Raw genomic sequence first — 22,023 nt, forward strand, 5'->3', positions numbered from 1 at the left:
GCGTCTGGGCGCGAACGGCGCCCGTCCCCTCAGAGCTTGGCGCCGAAGTCCTGCGTCCACCACGGGCCGCCGGACCCCCTGTGGACACCCACGCCGATGTTCTTGAACGAGCAGTTGAGTATGTTGGCGCGGTGGCCGGGGCTGTTCATCCAGGACTCCATCACCGCCTCGGGGGTCTGCTGCCCCTGCGCGATGTTCTCGCCGTACGTGGACCAGCGGTAACCGGCGGCGGTGATGCGCTGGCCGGGGTCGGTACCGTCCGGGTTGGTGTGCTCGAAGAAGTTGCGGGCCGCCATGTCGTCGGAGTGGGCCTGCGCGGCGTCCTCCAGTTGAGGGTCCTCCGTGAGCGGCCCGCAGCCGGCGGCCGCCCGCTCCTTGTTCACCAGCGCTACCACCTGCGTGACGGTGTTCGTCGGCGCCGACTGCGCCTCGATCGTCCGGGAGGCCGTCGGAGTCGGCCGTGCGCTCTGCCGGGAGGTCGACACGCTCTCCTTGGCGTGGGTCGGGGTCCTGGAAGGGCTCGGCTTCTCGGACGCGGACGCCGATACGGACGGCGACGGGGTAGCCGAGGGCGAACTCTCGGCGGGACCGGACGCGGAGAGGTCCACCACGTGCTGGTCGTCGGGCTGCACGGCGGTCGCCTCGTCGGATCCGCCGCCGTTCCCCGGGTCCGTGCCGAAGTACCAGAGACCACCGCCCGCGACGCAGACCGCCACCACCGCTCCGCCGACGGCCCGGCGCCGGACACGCCGCAGCCGGCGGGCCTCGCCGCGGGAGGTCCCCCGGCCGCGCCCGGCACGGTGGCGCGCCCCGGCACCCGGCCCGGCGTGGCCGCCGGACGCGCCGAGCGAGGAGGCCGAGCCGACCCCCTCCAACTCCCGGCAGGCGGCGCGCACTCCCTCCAGCAGCGCGGGTGAGGCCGCCACCAGCGCCAGGCCCGCGAGCAGCCCCTCGGCCGGCATCAGCCCGCTCCACAGTCCGGAGCAGTAGACGCAGCCGCGGGCGTGCCGGGCTATTCGCTTGCGCCACAGGGCCGAGGGCCGGCCGTCCCAGGAGGCCAGCGCGCCCCGCAGTTCCTCGCACGGCGGCCGGGCGTCGAGCGCGCGCACCACCACGCGCGCGGCCTCCAGTTGCGCCTTCATCCGCTGAACTCGGACCGCCGCGTGCTGAGGTGACAGCTCCAGCGCCGCGGCCACCTCGTCGCGGGTCAGTTCGCCCGCGCACTCCAGCCACCACAGCGACAGCAGTCCGCGGTCGTCGGGCTCCAGCCAGCGTGTCGCACGCGCCGTCTCCTGCCGCTGGCCGGACAGCTGGAGCCGCACCATCGTCAGATCCACGAAGTCGGCGCCCGGGTCGGCGAAGTCCTTGGTGTCCTCCACGGCGTCCGGCGCGACCTGCCGGTCCCGCCAGTGCGCCCGGACCTGATTCATCGCGATCGCCACGAGCCAGGAGCGGAAGCTCTCAGGGGTGCGCAGGTCCTCGAGCGCGTCGAGGGCGCGGAGCATGGTCTCCTGCACCACGTCGTCGACGTCGACCGAGCCGTTCAGCGCCCGCCCCACGATGTTGTAGACCAGCGGGAGGTACGCGCTGACCAAGGCGTCCTGGGCTTCCGGGTCGCCTTTCCGCGCGGCGGTCACCAGTGCCACCGACGCCGCCGTGCGCTGTGTGCTCATCAAAACTTCCCCGTCCTCGGCTCCGAACGATGCTGTCCGACACATGGGAGACCGCTCGGCGAGCCCCGGATAACAGTTATTCGGTCACTCGTTTCCCGAGAGGCTGTCCGCAGGGGCGGGCGACCGCAATGGAGGACGTCACATCGGCACACCCGGCGGACAAGAATGCCGCTCCCGGTCGAGGCCCCAAAGACGGACGAAGGGGCATGACTTGACGGAAATGTGCCGCGCTCCCGGGTCCGCTCGGCGGGCAACTGCGCCCGGACGGCACGGAGACGGCGATCGACGCCGTAGTCTCCGGCATCCGCGCGGCCACATTCTTTCCGTCGTGCCGCGCGTACCGGTGGCCTTCACCCACGTCGTCATCGCCCCGGTCTGCCCGGCGGTGGCGACACCGGTGTCCGCTCCGGGTGGTGGTTGACTTCGGGGGTGACGTTTCGGCAGCGGCCCCGACGGGGACTGCTCCCGGCACGTCGAGCCGGTCGTGACGGGCCGCGCCTTGTCTTCCTTCAGGGCCTCGGCCTCGCTCGCACGCGCGGGTCGGAACGGGATGGGCAGCACGCCGGGAGGGCGACATGGGCAGGACACGGGTGACGAGCCCAGGTGGCGGGCCGGCCGGAAGGCTGCTCGCCCGGTGCGCCCTTCTGGCGGCGGCCGCCGCCGCGGTGGTCCTGCTGGTCGCGCTGGGAGCGGGCGGGCTGCTCATCGTCGGTGCAGGGCTTCTCGGGCTGATCGTCTGCGCTGCCGGAGGCTGGTGGTTCCTGGCGCACCGGGGCGCGGTGCGACTGTTCGGGGCCGTCGTCGCGGTCGCCGCGCCCGTCGGTGTCCTGGTGCTGTTCGCGCACGGCGGCCTGTGGCTGACGGCACTGGCCTCGAGCCTGTGCTGGACCGCGGCCCTGGCCTGCGGCCGGTCGGCGCTGCGCAGGGCGCGTCCGCCACGGTCGCAGCGCCCCGTCCCCGCGCCCCGCCCGAGGCGGGCGGTCATCGTCATGAACCCGAAGTCCGGTGACGGGAAGGTCGGCCGATTCGGTCTCGTCGAGCGCGCGGAGGAGCTCGGGGCGCGGGTGATCCTGCTCGACCCTTCCGCCCCGGCCGACGTCGCCGCGCTGGCCCGTCAGGCCGTGGCCGAGGGCGCCGATCTGCTCGGGGTCGCGGGCGGCGACGGCACCCAGGCGCTGGTCGCGGCGGTCGCCGCCGAGCACGACCTGCCCTTCCTCGTCGTCTCCGCCGGTACCCGCAACCACTTCGCCATGGACCTCGGCCTCGACAGGTCCGACCCGGCACGCTGCCTCGACGCGCTCACGGGCGGCGAGGAGATCCGGGTCGACCTGGGCGACGTCGCGGGGCGCGCCTTCGTCAACACGGTGTCGTTCGGTGTGTACGCGGACATCGTGCAGAGGCCCGAGTACCGCGACGCCAAGGCGGCCACCGCGCTGAACCTCATGCCGGATCTGCTGGCGGGCGACCAGGCACGGAGGCTCGACGCGCGGGTCGACGAGACCGTGCTCTCCTCCCAGCAGGCGCTGCTCGTCAGCAACAACCCTTACGTCTCCCCCGAGGAACTGAGCGGCGCCGGACGCAGGGCACGGCTCGACGGCGGCGAACTGGGCGTACTGGCGGTGCGGGTGGAGGGCGCGGCGCAGGCCGCGGACGTGGCCGTGCGGGGCTCGCAGGCGCAGGGCCTGACCATCACGACCGCGCGGCGGGTCGAGGTGACGTCCGACGAGGACACGATCCCGGTGGCGGTGGACGGTGAGGCCCTGCGGATGCCGACGCCGGTGGTGTGTTCCCTGCGCGCCGGCGCCCTGCGGGTCCTGGTGCCCCACGACCGCCCGGGCGTCGCGGTTCCCGCACCGCCCGTGAACTGGCGAAGGCTCGTCGACCTCGCGTTCGCGCCCACGGAGCGCAAGCTCCCGGGAGCGACCCGCACCTGACCGAGCTCAGCCCCGGTCGCCGATCCCGCCGCGGTATGGCCGGCGGTCCATCACCTGGACCGGCCGCTCGGACGAGGACTGGTCGAGAGGGTGGAGCCGGGGCGCTTCCGGGCGGCCTGACCCCTCGCGCGGCAGCACATGCGCGTCGCGCCCAGCCCTGATCGAAGGGTCATCGCGCGATAGGGCACCGCCCTCAGGCATCGCTGTCCACCGCCGGGTTCACCGCCCTGCCAGCACCGCTCTCCGCCGCCTGATGAAGCGCGCTGCTGGTACCGCCACGGCGCCGAGCCCGGGGGCGAATCCTCGGTGGTGACACAGCGTGAGTCGACACCACGTACGGTTGATCGACCATAGACAGTTCACCTGAGCGGATGAAATCGCCTAAGTTGTTCTAATTAGGTTGGATGCGATGAATGTAGACCGCTGTGGGTCCATGTCCGATCGCATACGGCTCAGCGGGTGCCCAAGCGGTGAGCGGAGGCGACAGTCGACAGTGGTGAACACCAGAGGCGGCGACGCGGAGAGAACCGACTCGTCCATACCCCACGTCCCCCGTCCGCTGCGCCAGACACACGGCCTGCGGACCCTGCAGGCCGTACCGCCCATGGACCGACACCGCATGCGCATGCTGCTGCTCGACGCCGTCGACGAGGGCCGGCGCGATGTCGACGTGCTGCTGACCGCGCTCCAGCAGGCGGTGGCCGAGGTGCACGGCCTGGGCGGCATGGTGCATCTCCCGGGCGGCGGCATGAGCGGCATCCTCTACATGGTCTCCGACAGCGGCCTGCCGGAGTCGATGACCCGGCCCTGGGTCATCATTCCGGTACGGGGCACGGCGCCGCCCAGCAGGGCCGCCCGCTACGACACCATCGCCTGGCAGCCCGAGCTTGCCCCGCCCGACCCGGTACCGGGTCGGGACCCCGCGGTCATGTGGCCTGCCCGGCTCACCGCCGGCATCGGTCACCTGGCCGTCCCCATCGCGGGCTGTGGCTCGCGCCGCGGCGCGCTCTCCGTTCTCTTCGCGCCGGGCGCCACGGTCGGCGCGGCGGAGCGCGCGTTTCTGAGCGAGGTGGCGGCCTGGATGTCCGCGAGGCTCAGGTCGTCCGGGATCCTCAATCCGTCCCCCACCCTGCTGCGCGCCCTGGAGAACGAGCCAGGACCGCGGGAGGCCTCCCCGTGGGACGACAGGGAAGGGACGCCCACCCTCACCTACACCTGGGACCTGCGCACCGGCGAGCTGACCTCCGACCTGCCCGTCGAGGAGGTGCTGCCCGGCATCGATCCGGAGGTGATGGGCGGCGGCATCGAGGCGTGGGCGGAGCTGATCCACCCGGACGACCTGCCGGGTGCGGTGGCCGGCTTCGACACGGGCATCCAACTGCGCGGCGGCTTCCAGAACGAGTACCGGATCCGTCGCCAGGACGGCACGTACGTCTGGATCGAAGCCGGTGCCAGGACGATCACGGACGCGGAGGGGACGCCGGTGAAGGTGATCGGCACCCTTCGGGACAGCAGTGAAACGCATGCCGCCGCCGAGTCGGTGGGGCGGGCGCTGCAGCACATGAGCGACGGCTTCGTCTCTCTGGACTCGGACTGGCGCATCGGATTTCTCAATCAGGCCGCCGAGCGGCTCCTGGGCGCCGCGGGAGATGTGGCCGGAGCACTGCTCTGGGACATCCCCGCGGTACGTGCCGTGCCGGGGCTGGAGCAGCGGTGCCGGGCCACGGCGGCCGAGGGCCGGCCGGCCGGATTCGACGTACCGGGTTCGGACGGGGCGTCCTGGTACCACCTGCGGCTGGTACCGGTGCCGGAAGGCCTCACGCTCTACATCACCGACACCACCGAGCGACACCTGCGGGAGGCCGAGCGCGTCGCCGCGGAGCGTGCGGCTGCGGAGCGCGCTTGTCTCGTGCAGCGGATCACGCGGGAGCTGGCCGAGGCCGTCACCGCCCAGGATGTGATGACGGCGGTGGCCGACGGCGTGATGACACCCCTCGGGGCCAGCGGACTCATCATGCTCGGCGTCGTCGGCGACCGACTGAACGTGATCGGCTCCCAGGGGTATTCGGAGCACTTCACCCGGCTGCTGGACGGGCAGTGGTCGCTGCGGGACACCGCGAGCCCGGTGGTGGACGCCCTGCGGACCCGCACGCCCATCTGCGTCTCCTCCGCTGAGGAGTTCCTGAAGCGGTACCCGGGGACCGAGATCCTGATCCAGGAGGGCGGCAAGCAAGCGTGGGCCTTTCTGCCGTTGGCCGTATCGGGGCGCGGGATCGGCGCCGCGGTGATCGGCTTCCACCGGCCGCGCGTGCTGGACGATGACGAGCGGACGCTGCTGACCGCGCTCAGCGGACTGACCGCACAGGCCCTGGAGCGGGCCGGGCTCTACGACGAGGCGACGACCCGGGCCCGTACGCTCCAGCGCAGCCTGCTTCCGCAGGCGCTCCCCGTGCTGCCCGAGGTGACGACGGCGGCGCGCTATCAGTCGGCCAAGCAGGGAGCCGACGTCGGTGGCGACTGGTACGACGTGATCCCGCTCTCCGCGGCCCGGGTGGCGCTCGTGATCGGCGACGTGATGGGCCACGGCATGGCCGAGGCGGCCACCATGGGCAGGCTCCGCACCGCCGTCCGCACCCTCTCGGAGCTGGAGCTGCCGCCCGACGAGATCCTCGGCCACCTCAACGACATCGTCGGCGAGCTGGGCACCGATGCCTTCGTGACCTGTCTGTACGGCATCTACGACCCGGTGACCCGGTGTCTGTCGTACGCCAGCGCCGGTCAGGCGCCCCCGGCGGTGGCCCACCCCGACGGCACCGTCACCTTCTTGTCCATGAACCCCGACCCACCGCTGGGCGTGGCCTCTCCGCCCTTCGAGACCCGCGAGACCCTCCTGCCCGCCGACAGCCTGCTCGCCCTCTACAGCGACGGCCTGGTCGAGAGCAAGGACAGGGACGTCGCCACCGGTATGAACCGCCTCGCCGAGCTCCTCCGTGAGTCCGTGCAGGCCATGCCGGACGCGACGGCGGACGCGTCGGACCTGGACGCCCTGTGCGCCGCCCTCACCTCCGCGCTCCTCCCCGCCCATGGCGCACTGATAGACGACGCCGCCCTGCTGCTGGTCCGCACCCACTCGCTCGACGCGGAGAACGTCGCCGAGTGGCCGTTGCCCGAGGACCCGGTGGCCGCCGGCCAGGCCCGCAGCCTGGTCCGCGCCCAGCTCACCGACTGGGACCTCGCCGACGAGGACTTGATCATGACCACCGAACTCCTGGTCAGCGAGCTGGTCGGGAACGTCGTCCGGCACGCCTACGGGCCCATCCGGCTGCGTATGCTCCGCAGCCGCGCACTGATCTGCGAGGTCTCCGACGCCAGCCTGACCACACCGCACATCCGCCACTCCTCCGCCACCGACGAGGGCGGCCGCGGCCTGCAGCTCATCTCCGCGCTCTGCCAGCGCTGGGGCACCCGGCACACCCGCGCCGGCAAGTCCATCTGGACCGAACAGCCCCTCCCCACCACCTCGGTCTGATCATTGCGCCCCAAGCGGCGCTGCTCTTCTCGACCTTCGAGGCTCCGAACCGCCCTTCCATGAGACGGCATAGGGGTTGCACGCACAGACCGCCCCCGAAGTATGTTGTCCCACCACATGTGCGCCCGACCTGCGTGTTCCTAACGTGTGCCGACACGTACCCGTCCCCACCGCACACGAGGAAGTGGCGCACATGGCCTCCGCAGCAACCGCTCCCCCATCCCCGGGCACTCCCGCCAGTCTCAAGCGCATCGTCGCCGCCAGCCTCATCGGCACGACCATCGAGTGGTACGACTTCTTCCTCTACGGCTCCGCCGCCGCCCTGGTGTTCAACAAGCTGTTCTTCCCGGGGTCCGACCCGCTCGTCGGCACCCTGCTCTCGTTCCTGACGTACGCGGTGGGGTTCGCCGCCCGGCCCGTCGGCGCGCTCGTCTTCGGGCACTACGGCGACCGGCTCGGGCGCAAGAAGCTGCTGGTGCTCAGCCTGTTGATGATGGGCGGGGCGACGTTCGCGATCGGACTGCTGCCCACACACGCCACAGTCGGCTCGGCCGCGCCGGTGCTGCTGACCACGCTGCGCCTCGTGCAGGGATTCGCGCTGGGCGGCGAATGGGGCGGCGCGGTCCTGCTGGTGTCCGAGCACGGGGACGCCAAGCGCCGGGGTTTCTGGGCCTCGTGGCCGCAGACCGGCGCGCCGGCGGGGCAGCTGCTGGCCACCGGTGTGCTGTCGCTGCTCACCGCCACCCTGTCGGACGACGCGTTCGGCTCCTGGGGATGGCGTATCCCGTTCCTGCTCTCCGGCCTCCTGGTGATGGTCGGTTTGTGGATACGTCTTTCTGTCGATGAATCCCCGGTGTTCAAGCGGGCGTTGGCACAGGCCGAGGCCCGCAAGGCGGCCCGCACCTCGGACGACTCGGAGGTGGAGAAGCTGCCGCTGGTCGCGGTACTGCGGCACCACTGGCGGGACGTGCTCATCGCGATGGGCGCCCGCATGGCGGAGAACATCAGCTACTACGTGATCACTGCCTTCGTCCTCGTGTACGCGACGACCGCCGCGGACGTCTCCAAGCAGACGGCGCTGAACGCCGTACTCATCGCCTCCGCCGTGCACTTCGCGGTGATTCCGGCCTGGGGCGCGCTGTCGGACCGGATCGGCCGCAGGCCCGTGTATCTGCTGGGCGCCGCCGGCGTCGGTCTGTGGGCCTTCCCCTTCTTCTCACTCGTGGACACCGGCAGCTTCGGGAACCTGATCCTCGCCGTCACCGTCGGCCTGGTGCTGCACGGCGCGATGTACGCGCCGCAGGCGGCCTTCTTCTCCGAGATGTTCGCGACGCGGATGCGCTACTCCGGTGCGTCCATCGGCGCGCAGTTCGCCTCGGTCGCTGCCGGTGCGCCCGCGCCCCTCATCGCCACCGCGCTGCTGGACTCCACCGGCGGCTCCACCATGATCTCCCTGTACGTGATCGCGGCGGCCGTCCTGACGCTGGTCGCGGTGGGCTGCGCCAAGGAGACCAGGCACCGCGATCTGGCCGACGTGGACGCACCGGTCGAGGACCGTCCCGTCGCGGCGGAGAAGGCGGACGCCCGCACCGCCTGATCCCCCGGCCTTCGGCCCGGTCCTCGCACCGCGCCGAAGAGCTGCCCTTCACCGGCCCCCGTGCGCGCGAAGCGCACGGGGGTCAGTGCCGTGTGGTGGTCGACAACCGGTGCAGCCGCAGGGCGAGTTGGATCTCCAGGGCGCGCGCGGGGCTCTGCCAGTCGTCCCCCAGCAGCCGTCCGACCCGCTCCAGGCGCTGCGCCACCGTGTTCACATGCACATGCAGGTCGTCCTTCGTGCGGGCCGGACTCATGCCGCACGCGAAATAGGCGTCCATGGTGCGCAGCAGATCGGTCCCGCGGCGTTCGTCGTAGTCCACGACGCCGCCGATGGTGCGCTCGACGAATCCCGAGATGTCCCGGTCCCCGGCGAGCAGCAGTCCCAGGAACCCGAAATCCTCGGCGGCCGCGCCGTCCCCGATCCGGCCCAGCAGCCGCAGGGCCTCCAGACAGCGCTGCCCCTCCGCGTACGCCGACGCCACCGCGTCGGGGCGGGCGGCGAGCTGCTCGACGGGGGCGGAGGCGCCCACGGTGACCCCTTCGCTCACCGCGCCGCCGAGGTGCCGCGCCGTACGCCGGGCCAGGTCCGTCGCGGTGTCACCGGGCTCCAGGGGAAGCAGCAGTACGGTGCCGCCGTCCCGGGCGGCGGCCAGTCCGTGCCGGGTGGTGGCGAGGTGGGAGGCGGCGGCCCACAGGCGTCTGCGCCCGGCCGCCTCGCGGTCGGCGTCCAGGGCTGCGGTGTCCAGCCGGGCGGCCAGCACGACATGGGGCCGGTCGAGATCGGCCTGGAGTCGGGCGGCCCGCTCGCGCAACAGACGCGGGTCGCGGTCACGCGCGTCCAGCAGGTCGTCCAGCAGCTCGCCCCGGACGCGTTGTTCGGCATCGGACGCCGAGCGCCGCGCGAGCAGGAGGAGCGAGGTGACCATCGCCGCGCGCTCCAGGGTGCGCTGGTCGACCGGGTCCAGGCCCGGATGCCCGTGCAGCACCAGCGCGCCGAGCAGCTCGCCACCGGCGGCGACCGCGGCGACCCAGTCGTCCTTGTGCCGCACGGCGTGGCCGTCGGCACGGGACGCCTCCACCGCGGCGGCCGGTGCCTCGTCCGCCTCGGTGAACTCGACGGCTCCGTCGAGGACCTCCGACACGGCGGCGGCCACGTCGTGCACTCCGCCGCCGCGCAGCACGAGTTCGGCGAGCCGGTCGTGGACGTCCGACGCGCGCTCGATCACTCCGCTGCGGTCCCTGATGATCTCGTGGGCGCGGCCGAGTCGGTCCAGTGCGGAACGGGTCTCCGCGAGCCGGTTCGCCGTGTCGATGGCGGCGGCGGCCAGGGCCGCGAACGAGCCGAGCAGGGCGATCTGTTCGCGCTCGAACACCCGCGCACGGCGGTCCGCGGCGAACAGGACGCCGATGACCTGGGATCCGATCATCAGCGGAACACCGAGGATCGCGACGAGTCCTTCGTCCCGCACGCCCGCGTCGATGGTGTGGGTGTGCTGGAAGCGCGCGTCCTTGAAGTAGTCGTCGGTGACATAGGGGCGGGCGGTCTGCGCGACGAGCCCGCCGAGGCCCTCGCCCATGCCGAGGCGCAGCTGCTGGAAGCGCGCGGCGACCGAGCCCTCCGTGACTCTCATGTAGGTGTCGCCGCGGTCCGGGTCGTTCAGGCTGAGGTAGGCGACGTCGGTGCTCAGAAGTGAGCGGGCCCGCTGGACGATCGCCTGCAGCACGGCATCGAGGTCGCGCAGGCCCGCCAGGTCGTGCGCCGTCTCGAACAGCGCCGACAGCTCCGCCTCACGCCGGCGCCGGCCCTCCATGTCCGAGCGCACGCGCAGGGCGAGCAGCCGGGCCCGGTCGAGCGCGGCGACGCGCTCGGCGGATCGGCCCTCGGCGCGGGCGAGCAGCACCGGCTGCTCGTACGCGTCGGCGGACGCGCCGCGGGCCAGAAGCTCCAGGAACGGCGCCTCGGCGCTGTCGGCGGAGGGCTCGACGGAGGGGACGTGATCGCGGGACATGGTCACAGGATCGCGCATCTCAGGGCCGGTGCCACCGGCCTGTGGACAACTCCCCGGCCCGCACCGGACGCCGGCCGGTCGCACGCCTCGGCCCGGGCCGCTGCCCGCGAGCGGCGGACGGCGGCACGCGGGGCGCTACGGCAGGGGGCCGACAGCGCGGACACCGGTGCGGGCGGCGCTCCGGCCGAGGCCAGGCGGCACGAGTGGCGGTGCGGCCGGCGTGGAGGAGGGGGAATCACGGTTCAGTGGGCGGTCCAGCCACCGTCCAGCACCAGGGACGTGCCGGTGATGAAGGCCGCCTGCGGGCTGCACAGATAGGCCACCGCCTCGGCGACCTCCTCCGGCTCGATCAGCCGCTTGACCGCGCTGTCCTGGAGCAGCACCTCGCTGAGGACCTGCTCGCGCGGGATCCCGTGCGCCCGCGCCTGATCGGCGAGCTGCTTCTCCACCAGGGGGGTCCGCACGTACGCGGGGTTCACGCAGTTCGAGGTGACTCCGTGGGGCGCGCCTTCCAGCGCGGTGGTCTTGGAGAGCCCTTCGAGACCGTGCTTCGCGGCCACATAGGCCGACTTGAACGCCGAGGCGCGCAGCCCGTGGACCGAGGAGACGTTGACGACACGGCCCCAGCCCTGCCCGTACATGTGGGGCAGTGCGCCGCGGATGAGCCGGAACGGCGCCTCCAGCATCACGGTGAGCACGGTGTGGAAGACGTCGGGCGGAAACTCCTCGATCGGGCGCACCAGTTGCAGTCCGGCGTTGTTGACCAGGACGTCGGTGCCCGCCGCGGCCTGTTCCGCCGCGTCGAGGTCGGTGAGGTCGAGGACGTGCGGCTCGACGGTTCCGGCGAGGCCGTGCGCGTGCTCGGCGAGCGCGTCCAGGCCCGCGGAGTCCCGGTCCACGGCTCTGACCTTGGCTCCGGCGGCGGCCAGCCGCAGCGCGCAGGCGCGGCCGATGCCGCCCGCGGCGCCGGTGACGAGCGCGGTGCGGCCGCCGAGATCGAGTGCGGGGGCGTGGGGGCCCTGGTGGGCGCTGGGCGCGGTCATGACTTGACCCTAAGCAGCGCCCACGCGCCGACCGATGTGGTCATCACACACAGTTCGGCGTCAGGTCGTAGGGTCGAACCATGTGGGTCCGTCGGACAGGGCCTGCTTGATCCGGAAGACCGCGGTGTCCCGCAGTTGCGGCAGGGCGTCCACGTCGAACCAGCCGACCTCCAGCGACTCGTCGTCGTTGACCCGGGCCTCGCCGCCGACCGCACGGCACCGGAACGTGGTGTCCATGAACTGGCAGATGTCGCCGTTGTCGAAGGTGATCTGCTTCCCGGCCCCGACCAGGACGACGCGCTCGACCACGCAGCGTACGGCGGTCTCCTCGTAGACCTCGCGCACGGCGCAGGCCGCCGGCTGCTCCCCCGGGTCCGGGATGCCGGAGATCAGCGCCCACTCGTGGTTGTCCGAACGCTGTCCGAGCAGCACTCGGCCGTCGTCGTCGAAGACCACGGCGCTGACGCCGGGGAGCCAGAGCAACTGGTGACCCGCGGAGGCCCGGATCGTGCGGATGAAGTCGGGAATAGCCATGCCCCGACACTAACGGCCCGCTCGGCCGCTCCCGCCAGGCCCTGTCGGATTCCGCCTGCCCGGCGACGCCGCGAATGGTCAGACCGGTCCTAGGCGTCGGAGCCGCGCCGCCCGCGGACCGCCGTGGTCGCACCCCAGCCGAGCCCGACCGCGGCGAGCACGACCAGGAGCATCTCGGGAAGGATGCCGAGCTTCGTCGCCGGGGTCTCGGAGGTCCGCAGGGGCACCTTCTGGACGAGCGAGTCGGCCACGAACATCCCGGTTCTCCGGGTGATCCTGCCGTCCGGCATGATCACGGCGCTGACGCCGCTCGTCACCGGCACCGTGACCGTGCGGCTGTGCTCGACGGCGCGGATGCGGGACATGGCGAGCTGCTGATAGGTCATCTCGCTGCGGTCGAAGGTCGCGTTGTTGCTGGGGACCGAGATCATCTGCGCGCCGTCCGTGACGGTGTCGCGCACGGCCCAGTCGAAGGCCGCCTCGTAGCAGGTCGCGAGGCCGACCTTCGCGCCGTCCATGGTGAACACGCCCGGCTCGGTGCCGCGGCTGAAGTCCTGGCGCACCATGGTCGTCCAGTCCTTGTTGATGGCGCCGAGGAGCGAGCGCAGCGGGAGGTACTCGCCGAAGGGCTGCACCTGCCGCTTGTCGTACGTGTCGACGGCGCCCTTCTCGGGGTCCCACAGGATCTGCTCGTTGTAGAGCTTGCCGTCCCGTTCGACGACGCCGCCCACCGAGATGGGGGCACCGATCGCCCGGGCGGCACCGTCGATCACGGCACGTGCGTCGGCGTTGGTGAACGGGTCGATGTCGGAGGAGTTCTCCGGCCACAGCACGATGTCCGGCTTGGCGACCTTGCCGGCCCTGACCTCGGCGGCGAGTCGTTCCGTCTCGCGCGCGTGGTGGTCGAGGACGGCACGCCGCTGGGAGTTGAAGTCCAGTCCCGCGCGCGGCACGTTGCCCTGGATGACCGCGACGGTCGTCGTGCCCTTCTCCGCTTTGTCGCTGACGAGCGCTCGAGCGGCGAGCGCACCGGCGACGGGCACGGCCACGCCGAGCAGCGCCACCGCCGCGGCACCCTTGTGGACCGCTCCGGTGCGCCGGCCCTCGACGGCCAGGCGCACGATCTCGTACAGCCCGAATCCGCAGAGGACGACCGCGAAGCTCAGCACCGGAGTACCGCCCACCGCGGCGAGCGGCAGGAAGACTCCGTCGGCCTGGCCGAAGGCGATCTTGCCCCAGGGGAAGCCACCGAAGGGAGCACGCGCGCGTGCCGCCTCTCCCGCGATCCACACCGCGGCGGCCCACAGCGGCCAGGCGGGCAGCCTGGACACGAGCGTGATGCCCGCGCCGACCAGTGCGACGTACAGGGCTTCCACGGCGACGAGCGCCAGCCACGGACCGGGACCGACCTCGACGCCGGTCCAGACGAGCAGCGGCAGCAGGAATCCGAGGCCGAACAGGTAGCCGAGACCCAGCCCCGCCTTCCAGGTGCGACCGCGCAGGATCCAGGCGAAGAGCGCGAAGGCCGGAAGCGCGAGCCACCACAGCGTGCGGGGCGGGAAGCTGACGTACAGCAGCACTCCGGAGAGCGCCGCTACGGCGGCCGGGACGAGGCGTCGCACCCATGCGGCCCCGCGCGAGGCGGGCGCGGCCTGGGGTTCGAGCTGGTCCGGCTCGTCTACGGTGGTTGCGGTGGCGGTCACCCGGGGAGTGTACGGCGCGTGACCAGGGCGCCGACAGCACGGTCTCGTCCGCCCTGCGGGAGTCCGGCCGGCCGCCGGGGCCCTCCCCATACGCGTGCTGCAACGTTTCTGCGCAACATGTCCACAAACCGGCGCATCACCCGTTACGGTGTGCCCGAGCCTCTGACGTGCGGCCGGATGTGGTCACGACGGCCGGGGCCGGCAGAGTCGGGGGGTCGACGGAGTGGGGTCCACCGGGATGGCGTCCGCGGCCGATCCCGCCGCCGCGGGCGAAAGACGCAGTGCTTCGGACGGCCTGGGCGTGGTCGTGCTCGCGGCCTGCGCCGTCTGGTCCCTGGTCACGGCGACCGCGCACGGCGGCCGGCCCGAGGGCGTCCTGCTGGCAGTGCTCGCCGTGGCGGCCGGTTACGCGGCGGGGCGGATCTTCGGGGTGCTCCTTCCGGTCGCCGCCCCCTGCGCGGGCGCGCTCGCCGGACTCGGGCTCGCGATAGCCACCCCCGGTCCGCAGATCACCCTCCAGCTCGGTCATTCGGGCGCCACGGCGGCACTGCTGACACTCGCCACGGGCGCGGCCTGCTGCGCGGCCTGGGCGGCGCAGACTCCGGGCCCTCGCCTCGCCCTGCGTCTGCTCGCCGCCGGGATCACCGTGGCCGCGGCGGTACTGGGGTCGACCACCGGTTTCGCCACCAGTGCCGGTGTCCTGCTCTGCTCGCTCGCCGCCGCCCGGATGCACCACCGGGCTCTGGGACTCGCGGGTCTGGCCGGCGCGGCGACGCTGGTGACGGGCCTGACCTGGGCGATCGCCGAGGACGCCCTGCCCGACGGTCCGACGGCCTCCCTGGAGGGACAGCTGACCCCGCACCGGGTCCTGCTCTGGCACGACGCGCTCCGGCTGGCCCACCAGGACTTGGTCCTGGGTGTGGGACCCGGACGTTACGGAGAGCTCAGCCCGACGGTCACGCAGTCGCTGCTCCCCGACGGCAAGCCCCACTCCGCTCCCCTGCAGCAGGCGGCCGAGCAGGGCGTGATCGGCGTGGCGCTGCTCGCGGCGACGTTCTGCTGGCTGCTGTACGCGCTGTGGCGCACCCCGCGCCCCACTCCGGTCGCGCTGACGGCCGGCGCGGCACTGACCGCGCTGGCGGCCATCGCCTCGATCGGCAACGCGCTGAGCTTCACCACGGTGACGGCGGGTGCGGGTCTGCTGGCGGGCCTGGCCACGGCGCGGCCGCTGGCCGCCGAGGGGCCGGACGGCCTCCCTGACACCATCCGCTGATCCGGCGACCGCCGGACCGGTGAGGAAGCTCCGACCGGCGCGAGCCTCAGTGCGCCGTGCCGGGCGTGCTGGGCCGCAGGCGATCCCGGATGATGCGTACCGCGGCTTCGGCGTTGTCCACCGTGATCGTGAAGGTGTGTCCGTCGCCGAGGCGCAGCACCACGCCCTCGCCGCGCCGGACGACCACCGCGGTGCCCTTCTCGGGCCGCCAGCGGTAGCCGAAGCCGCCCCACTGCCGTGGGGTGACCTTGGGCGCGAATTCCGCGCCGACGACGCTGGAGAGCGGGATGCGACGGCGCGGCAGTCCGATGTGACCGCAGCGCACTTCGAGGCAGTCCTTGTCCACCTTCACGGCGACGTGCAGGAAGGCGAGCGTGCCGAAGATGATCAGAAGTCCGGCGGCGATGCAGCCGACGACGGACATGATGAGCGGGGCCGATCCCGACGTCCACGCGGAGTCGACGGCCAGCTCGATACCGAGCGCCAGACAGGCGGCTCCGCCGAGGGCGGGCAGCCACTGGACGCGGTTCGTCGCACGCCCGGTCCAGATCTCCGGATGCGGGGTGCCTTCGCCGTGGGGGTGGTCCCTCATGTCTACGAGAGTACTCAGCTTCCGCTGCGCGGGCACGGGCTTGCGGAGCGTCACCGGCCCCGGCGGGCGTGCCGCGTACGGAAGGGATTCACACCGTGACCGACAGTGCCCGGACGTCACACGGAGCGCGCCCGGTCCGTGACAGGAAGTGTTCGCAAGGCTGGCGCTGCTCAGCGTGTCGAACGGTGACCTTCGGTCAGCGCGGGAACGGCGGCAGAGAGCACGCGGCCTTCCTCGTAGCTGAGCGCGGTCGCGGGCAGCGGCCCTTCTTCGCCGCCGAGGAGCACTGTCACGACGGAGTCGGCGGGTGCCTCCGGCCTCGGCGCCTCACCGATCCTGCGCAGTGCCTGCGCCGCGACCGCACCGGCCGAACCGTGCAGGACGAGCGGCGGGCGTCCGGGCCGCTGCACGGCGGCGCGGATGCGTTCGGCGACCAGTTCGTAATGGGTGCAGCCCAGGACGACGGCCCTTACGTCCTCGGGAGTGTGCGCGGCGGCCGCCGCGATCGCGGCGTCGATGGCGTCCTGGTCCGCGTGCTCCACCGCGTCGGCGAGGCCCGGGCAGGCCACCTCGGTGACGCTCACCCCGTCCGCGAACTCGGCGATGAGTCCGCGCTGGTAGGGGCTTCCGGTCGTGGCGGGCGTGGCCCAGATCGCGATGGGGCCGCCGCCGGCGGCGGCCGGCTTGATCGCGGGCACGGTGCCGATGACGGGCACCTCCGGCTCCAGGCGGGCCCGCAGCGCGGGCAGGGCGCGTACGGAGGCCGTGTTGCAGGCCACGATGAGGGCGTCGGGACGGTGTCGCGCGGCAGCCTCGGCGACGGCGAGGGCGCGCGCGGTGACGTCCTCCGGCGTGCGGGGCCCCCAGGGCATGGAGCCGGGGTCCGAGGAGAGCACGAGATCGGCGTCGGGCCGCAGTCGACGCACCACGGCGGCAGCGGCGAGCAGTCCGATTCCGGAGTCCATCAGCGCGATCTTCACCCGGTCACCATAGACGATCCGCCTCGTCACCCGTCGTGGGGCAGACTGCGGTGAGTGAGCGCCGTGGTGTTTGTCGCTGTGATATCGCTGATCGCGTGGCTCTGGCTGCTGCTCGGCCAGGGCTATTTCTGGCGTACGGATGTACGACTGCCGTCACGCCGGGACCCGGACGAATGGCCGAGCGTCTGTGTCGTCGTGCCCGCCCGCGACGAGGCCGCCGTCCTGCCTAAGAGCCTGCCGTCCCTCCTCGCCCAGGACTATCCGGGGCGCACCGAGGTCTTCCTCGTCGACGACGGCAGTTCAGACGGCACCGGGAAGCTGGCCCGGGAGCTGGCGGAGCGCCACGGCGGGCTGCCGCTCACCGTGGGCTCTCCCGGTGAGCCGCCCGCGGGCTGGACGGGCAAGCTCTGGGCCGTACGACACGGGATCGCCCTGGCACGCGCGCGTGAGCCCGAGTACCTGCTGCTGACGGACGCGGACATCGCGCACGCTCCCGACAGCCTGCGGGAGCTGGTGGCGGCGGCCCGCACCGGGGGGTACGACCTCGTCTCACAGATGGCGCGCCTGCGCGTGGAGAGCACCTGGGAGCGGCTCGTCGTGCCCGCGTTCGTCTACTTCTTCGCCCAGCTCTACCCCTTCCGCTGGATCTCCGTGTGGAGGGCGCGCACGGCGGCCGCGGCGGGCGGCTGCGTCCTGCTGCGCGCCGACGCCGCCGAGCGAGCACAGGTCCCGGACGCCATCCGGCACGCCGTGATCGACGACGTCGCGCTCGCGCAGGCGGTCAAGCGGAGCGGGGGTCACATCTGGCTGGGGCTCGCCGAGCGCGTGGACAGTGTGCGCCCCTACCCGCGACTGCACGACCTGTGGCGCATGGTCTCGCGCAGCGCCTACGCGCAACTGCGGCACAACCCGCTGCTGCTGGCAGGGACGGTCCTGGGCCTCGCCGTCGTGTACCTGATGCCGCCGGTCGCCTTCGTGGCCGGTCTCGCCGCCGGGAGCGTGTGGGCGGCGGTGGCCGGCGGGCTCGCCTGGATCGTGATGAGCGCGACGTACGTGCCGATGCTCCGTTACTACCGGCAGCCCGCGTGGCAGGCCCCGCTGCTGCCGGTCACCGCCTTCCTGTACCTCCTCATGACGATCGATTCGGCGGTGCAGCACTACAGGGGGCGCGGTGCCGCCTGGAAGGGCCGCACCTACGCCGGCCCCGACACCGCGCTCGAGGAGAGCTGAGTGCCTACTTCCTGCCGGGAGTCCAGTTCATGCCCCACCCGTAGGTGTAGTCGACGGTGCGCTGGGGGCTCACTCCGCGCTCCGGGACCAGGTAGCGGGCTTCGCGCTGGACGATGAGGTCGTTGCCTGTGTTGGTGATGAGGGCGAGGGCGCACACGGTCGAGGGCACGGTGCACTCGTCGAGGGAGAACTCGACCGGAGCGCCGCTGAACGGCTGGAGCGTCACCGTGGCGTGCAGGTCGGCGAAGGAGCGCGCCCCTTCATAGATGGTGACGAAGATGAGGATGCGGCGGAAGCTCTGCTTGTGGTCGAGGTTGATCGTGAGGTTCTCCCCACTGGCCACGGCCCCGGTGCGGTCGTCCCCGTCGAGATGGATGTACGGCGGCTGGTGCAGCGCCCCGAAGGCGTTGCCCAGGGCCTGCACGACGCCCTTGCGTCCGTCGGACAGCTCGTACAGAGCGCACAGGTCGAGGTCGAGGTCCGAGTGCATCGCGACGGCACGGCCCCGCTTGCTGCCCCATCCCGAGAACTGCTTGCGCACCTGCCAGTTGAGGTTGACGCGCATCGCGCCGGAGGTGCCGCCCTGCTTGGTCAGCGAGACCGAGGGGGCCTCCTTGGTCAGCGTCACCTTGGAGAGGCTGACCGGCACCGTGGGAGGCGGGGGCGTGCTCCCGTACGGGGCAGGAGGCGGCGGGCTGCCGTAGGGGGCCGGCGGCGGAGTGCTGCCGTACGGCGCGGGCGGCGGGGTGCTGCCGTACGGCGCGGGCGGCGGGGTGCTGCCGTACGGCGCGGGCGGCGGAGTGGTCGCGTAGGGCGAGGGGGCGACGGGCGGTACCGGCGGCGGCATGGTCACGGGCGGGGCCACCGGCGGTGCGGCGGGGGCCGGGGGCGCGGCGTGCTGGGGTTCGTCCACCGTGATCCCGTAGTCGGTGGCCAGTCCTTCGAGCCCGCTGCCGTAACCCTGTCCCACGGCGCGGAACTTCCAGGCGCCCTGGCGCCGGTAGAACTCGCCGAGGACGAAGGCTGTCTCGACGGTGGCGTCGGTGCTGTCGAACCGCGCGATCTCCGTGCCGCGCTGTGCGTCGAGCACGCGGACGCCGAGTCCGGGCACCTGCCCGAAGGTGCCTCCGTCGGTGGAGGCGGCGAGCACCACGGTCTCGATGGCGGGCTCCACCCGCGTCAAGTCGACGAGCAGCGCGTCCGTGACCTGCCCGCCCGCGTCCCGCTTGCCTTCGTGCCGCACGGCGCCGGACGCGTGCCCGGGCTGGTTGTAGAAGACGAAGTCGCCGTCCGAACGGACCTTGCCCGAGACCAGCAGCAGCGCCGAGGCATCCGCGTCCGGCACACCGGGTCCTGAACGCCATCCCAATTCGACGCGCAGCGCGGTCGTCGGCACGGGAACATTCGCTCCCTTTGACATTGACATGTACGCCCCCATCACGTGTCTCCGCACCGGGCCGCCGCGCGGCCGGTCCGCCGGCTCCGTTTCCCGCACAACCTAATCCCCCACCCCGGAGAACTCCCATGACCCGTACAGGAAGATCCGTGGTCAACCGCCGGTAACCCACCTCGAACTCGGTCTTTACACGATCCGAGCGCCGTTCGACGTCCTTTTTTGCCGAGTTCGCTCGGATTGGGGATCCCGCGTCACTGCCGACACGGAAAACAACCCTCTTATCGGTCTCCCCAACCAGCACATCGTGGGCTTAACTTATGTGCCATGACCTCCCCCCGCTCCACATACGGCGGCGGTTACTACTCCGCGCCGTCCTTCTTCCCGGACACCCCGATCTACGACTCTCTCGTCGCCGAGCGGGGCACTCCCCAGATCGCACCGATCCGGGTCCCCTCCGCCTACGAGACGGGCAGCCATCTCCCTGCCCTGCCGTCGGCACTCCCCGCACTGCCCGCAGGTCCGTCCCAGCAGGCACCCGCCTACGGGTACCCGCAGGCCCAGCAGCCCGCTCCGCTGCAACAGGCCCCCGCTCCCTACATCCCGCAGCAGGCGGCCGGCCCGCGTGGCTACCCCGGCCCCCAGCCGCAGCAGCAGCGCCCGATGGCGACCGGCACGGGCTACGAGGCGATGCGCCCCGCGGCCCCGCGCCCCGCACCGGCTCCCTATCAGGATCCGTACAACGGGCAGCAGTACCGCGGCTACTGAGGCGTCCGCGACGGATCACCGGTGCCGGCTGGCACCATGGCGGTCATGGGGAACGCGCAACTGCACTCGATCCATGTCCATCCGGTCAAGGCGTTCCGGGGCGAGTCGCCCCGGGATGCCGTCGTGGAGCCCTGGGGGCTGGCCGGAGACCGCCGCTGGGCACTGATCGACGACGGGGGAAAGGTCGTCACGCAACGCCAGCAGCCACGTCTCGCACTGGCCGCCGCCGAGCTGATGCCCGGCGGCGGCCTGCGGCTGTCCGGGCCCGGCCGCGAGCCGATCGACGTCACCGTGCCCGCGCCGGCCGGCGCGACCGTGCTCGACATCTTCGGGGACAAGGTGGAGGGCGTCCTCGCCGACGACGCCGCGCACGCGTGGTGCAGTGCCTATCTGGGCACCGACGTGCGTCTCGTCCACATGGACGACCCGGCCACCTGCCGCCCCGTCGACCCGGACTTCGCGCGCCCGGGTGAGACCGTCAGCTTCGCCGACGGCTATCCGCTGCTCGTCACCACGCTCGCCTCGCTGGACGCCCTCAACTCACTGATCGCGCAGGGCGACCACGCCCACGAGGGCCCCCTCCCCATGAACCGCTTCCGGCCGAACGTGGTCGTGTCCGGAACCGACCCCTGGGCCGAGGACGACTGGTCGAGGATCGCCATCGGCGAGGTCAGCTTCCGGGTGGCCAAGATGTGCGGCAGATGCGTCGTCACCACGACGGACCAAAGCTCCGCGGAGCGCGGCAAGGAGCCCCTGCGGACGCTCGGGCGCCACCGCCGCGTGGGGAACCAGCTGATCTTCGGTCAGAACCTGGTGCCCGAGTCCCGCGGCACGCTGCGCGTCGGGGATCCGGTCACCGTCCTCGAATAGCCTCGCGGCCGAGTTCCGTGAGTATGGGCGCCGAGGGGAACCCCTGCCCGGGGCACGAGCGTTGAGAGTATGAGAAGTCCATGAGAGGGCCACGGGAAGGGTGATTTCGCTCTCTCTTCCCCGGGCTGCCGCGTGGACGGACCGGCTGCGGGCTATCACGGACGCGGAAGGGGGGTGCGGGACGGTGCGAGCAATCAGCGGACTCTGGCGCTGGCGGCACAATCCGCTGCGCCGCACGACCGATCTCGTGGAGGCCTGGCTGAGCCTGGCGGCCGTGCTGCTGGTCCTCGCCGTGGCACCCCTCGTCGGGGCCGCGGTCGGCGCCTTGGCCCAGGACGCCCTCCAGCAGTCCGTTCGGGACCAGCACAGGACGCACCACGTGGTGGCGGCCACCGTCGTCACGGAGCTGTCCCGCAGTCCGCTGGAACCCGATCCGGAGACGTCGTCCTCGCGGGACGCCCACAGCCGCGTCCTCGCCGACTGGACGGCACCGGACGGCACGGCCCGGCACGGCGCGGTGATATCCGACCTCAAGTCCCCCCGTCGCGGGGACCACTTCAAGCTCTGGACCGACACCCACGGCAACGTGGTCGGCCGCCCGCTGGACAGCGCCACCGCGACGACACACGCCGTGCTGGCCGGATTCGGAGCGGGACTGCTGTGCGCGGGAGTTGTCGACGGGGCCAGGCGCGTGATCGTCTGGCGCATGGTCCGCAGACGGTACGCCCGTTGGGACCAGGCATGGGACAAGGCGGGTCCCGACTGGGGCAAGGCCGGCACCGGCAGCTGACGGCCTTCCCGCTACGGTCATCCCGGTGCCCCCGCGCACGCTACGGTGGACCGGCCGAGCGGTTCGGCACCGTCGTGAGAGGCTGTCCGGCAGGAACCTGGGCGAC

16 protein-coding genes are annotated in these 22,023 nt (G+C 72.4%); 8 read left to right on the top strand and 8 right to left on the bottom strand.

All coding sequences use genetic code 11. The features are described 5' to 3' along the window. Window positions 1–29: 29 nt before the first annotated feature. The gene (locus H305_RS0105905) at window positions 30–1,673 is read right to left on the bottom strand and encodes a sigma-70 family RNA polymerase sigma factor (protein WP_028799601.1); all 1,644 of its coding nucleotides are present in this window, start codon (window positions 1,671–1,673) and stop codon (window positions 30–32) included. A gap of 575 nt (window positions 1,674–2,248) precedes the next feature. Between H305_RS0105905 and H305_RS0105910 the strand changes: the two genes are divergently transcribed. The 3 genes from H305_RS0105910 (at window position 2,249) to H305_RS0105920 (ending at window position 8,733) form a co-directional block, all read left to right on the top strand. Further along, a complete protein-coding gene (locus tag H305_RS0105910) occupies window positions 2,249–3,607 on the top strand; it encodes a diacylglycerol/lipid kinase family protein (RefSeq protein ID WP_051370384.1) in 1,359 nt (452 codons plus the stop codon). A gap of 496 nt (window positions 3,608–4,103) precedes the next feature. Further along, complete coding sequence (locus H305_RS44600; protein WP_234020628.1) at window positions 4,104–7,136, top strand: SpoIIE family protein phosphatase; 3,033 nt, start codon at window positions 4,104–4,106, stop codon at window positions 7,134–7,136. Between the two features lie 193 nt (window positions 7,137–7,329). After that, window positions 7,330–8,733 (top strand): MFS transporter, encoded by a 1,404-nt coding sequence (locus tag H305_RS0105920; protein ID WP_028799603.1) that lies wholly within the window; start codon window positions 7,330–7,332, stop codon window positions 8,731–8,733. Window positions 8,734–8,815: 82 nt separating this feature from the next. On the opposite strand, the gene H305_RS0105925 is transcribed toward H305_RS0105920, so the two are convergent. From H305_RS0105925 to lnt, 4 genes are all read right to left on the bottom strand, one after another. Continuing rightward, entirely contained in the window at window positions 8,816–10,741 is a 1,926-nt protein-coding gene (locus H305_RS0105925) for a helix-turn-helix domain-containing protein (protein WP_028799604.1), read from the bottom strand. Between the two features lie 242 nt (window positions 10,742–10,983). Continuing rightward, on the bottom strand, window positions 10,984–11,784 hold the full coding sequence (locus tag H305_RS0105930; RefSeq protein ID WP_028799605.1) for a 3-hydroxybutyrate dehydrogenase: 801 nt from the start codon (window positions 11,782–11,784) through the stop codon (window positions 10,984–10,986). 60 nt (window positions 11,785–11,844) lie between these two features. Further along, window positions 11,845–12,318, bottom strand: a complete 474-nt coding sequence (locus tag H305_RS0105935; RefSeq protein WP_028799606.1) for an NUDIX hydrolase — start codon at window positions 12,316–12,318, stop codon at window positions 11,845–11,847. A gap of 89 nt (window positions 12,319–12,407) precedes the next feature. After that, window positions 12,408–14,021 carry an apolipoprotein N-acyltransferase gene (gene lnt, locus H305_RS0105940; protein WP_028799607.1) on the bottom strand — a complete coding sequence of 538 codons (1,614 nt, stop codon included), beginning with the start codon at window positions 14,019–14,021 and terminating at the stop codon, window positions 12,408–12,410. Between the two features lie 238 nt (window positions 14,022–14,259). On the opposite strand from lnt, the gene H305_RS0105945 reads away from it, so the two are divergent. Beyond that, window positions 14,260–15,294 carry an O-antigen ligase family protein gene (locus tag H305_RS0105945; protein ID WP_028799608.1) on the top strand — a complete coding sequence of 345 codons (1,035 nt, stop codon included), beginning with the start codon at window positions 14,260–14,262 and terminating at the stop codon, window positions 15,292–15,294. Between the two features lie 46 nt (window positions 15,295–15,340). On the opposite strand, the gene H305_RS0105950 is transcribed toward H305_RS0105945, so the two are convergent. After that, window positions 15,341–15,886 (bottom strand): hypothetical protein, encoded by a 546-nt coding sequence (locus tag H305_RS0105950; RefSeq protein WP_028799609.1) that lies wholly within the window; start codon window positions 15,884–15,886, stop codon window positions 15,341–15,343. Window positions 15,887–16,056: 170 nt separating this feature from the next. Next, on the bottom strand, window positions 16,057–16,866 hold the full coding sequence (locus tag H305_RS0105955; RefSeq protein ID WP_028799610.1) for a glutamate racemase: 810 nt from the start codon (window positions 16,864–16,866) through the stop codon (window positions 16,057–16,059). Window positions 16,867–16,920: 54 nt separating this feature from the next. Between H305_RS0105955 and H305_RS0105960 the strand changes: the two genes are divergently transcribed. After that, the gene (locus tag H305_RS0105960; RefSeq protein ID WP_028799611.1) at window positions 16,921–18,096 is read left to right on the top strand and encodes a glycosyltransferase; all 1,176 of its coding nucleotides are present in this window, start codon (window positions 16,921–16,923) and stop codon (window positions 18,094–18,096) included. 4 nt (window positions 18,097–18,100) lie between these two features. Here H305_RS0105960 and H305_RS0105965 read toward each other — a convergent pair whose 3' ends face one another. Next, window positions 18,101–19,522 (bottom strand): TerD family protein, encoded by a 1,422-nt coding sequence (locus H305_RS0105965; RefSeq protein WP_199791346.1) that lies wholly within the window; start codon window positions 19,520–19,522, stop codon window positions 18,101–18,103. A gap of 294 nt (window positions 19,523–19,816) precedes the next feature. Here H305_RS0105965 and H305_RS0105970 point away from each other — a divergent pair, with 294 nt between their 5' ends. The 3 genes from H305_RS0105970 to H305_RS0105980 all read left to right on the top strand — a co-directional run bounded on the left by H305_RS0105970 (window position 19,817) and on the right by H305_RS0105980 (window position 21,917). After that, complete coding sequence (locus tag H305_RS0105970; RefSeq protein ID WP_028799613.1) at window positions 19,817–20,257, top strand: DUF6643 family protein; 441 nt, start codon at window positions 19,817–19,819, stop codon at window positions 20,255–20,257. 45 nt (window positions 20,258–20,302) lie between these two features. Beyond that, window positions 20,303–21,127: an MOSC domain-containing protein gene (locus tag H305_RS0105975; protein WP_028799614.1), complete on the top strand. Its 825-nt coding sequence runs from the start codon at window positions 20,303–20,305 to the stop codon at window positions 21,125–21,127. A 184-nt stretch (window positions 21,128–21,311) separates the two neighbouring features. Continuing rightward, on the top strand, window positions 21,312–21,917 hold the full coding sequence (locus H305_RS0105980) for a hypothetical protein (protein ID WP_028799615.1): 606 nt from the start codon (window positions 21,312–21,314) through the stop codon (window positions 21,915–21,917). Window positions 21,918–22,023: the final 106 nt, after the last annotated feature.

The sequence above is a fragment of the Streptomyces sp. 142MFCol3.1 genome, from assembly GCF_000424945.1.
GTDB lineage: Bacteria > Actinomycetota > Actinomycetes > Streptomycetales > Streptomycetaceae > Streptomyces > Streptomyces siamensis.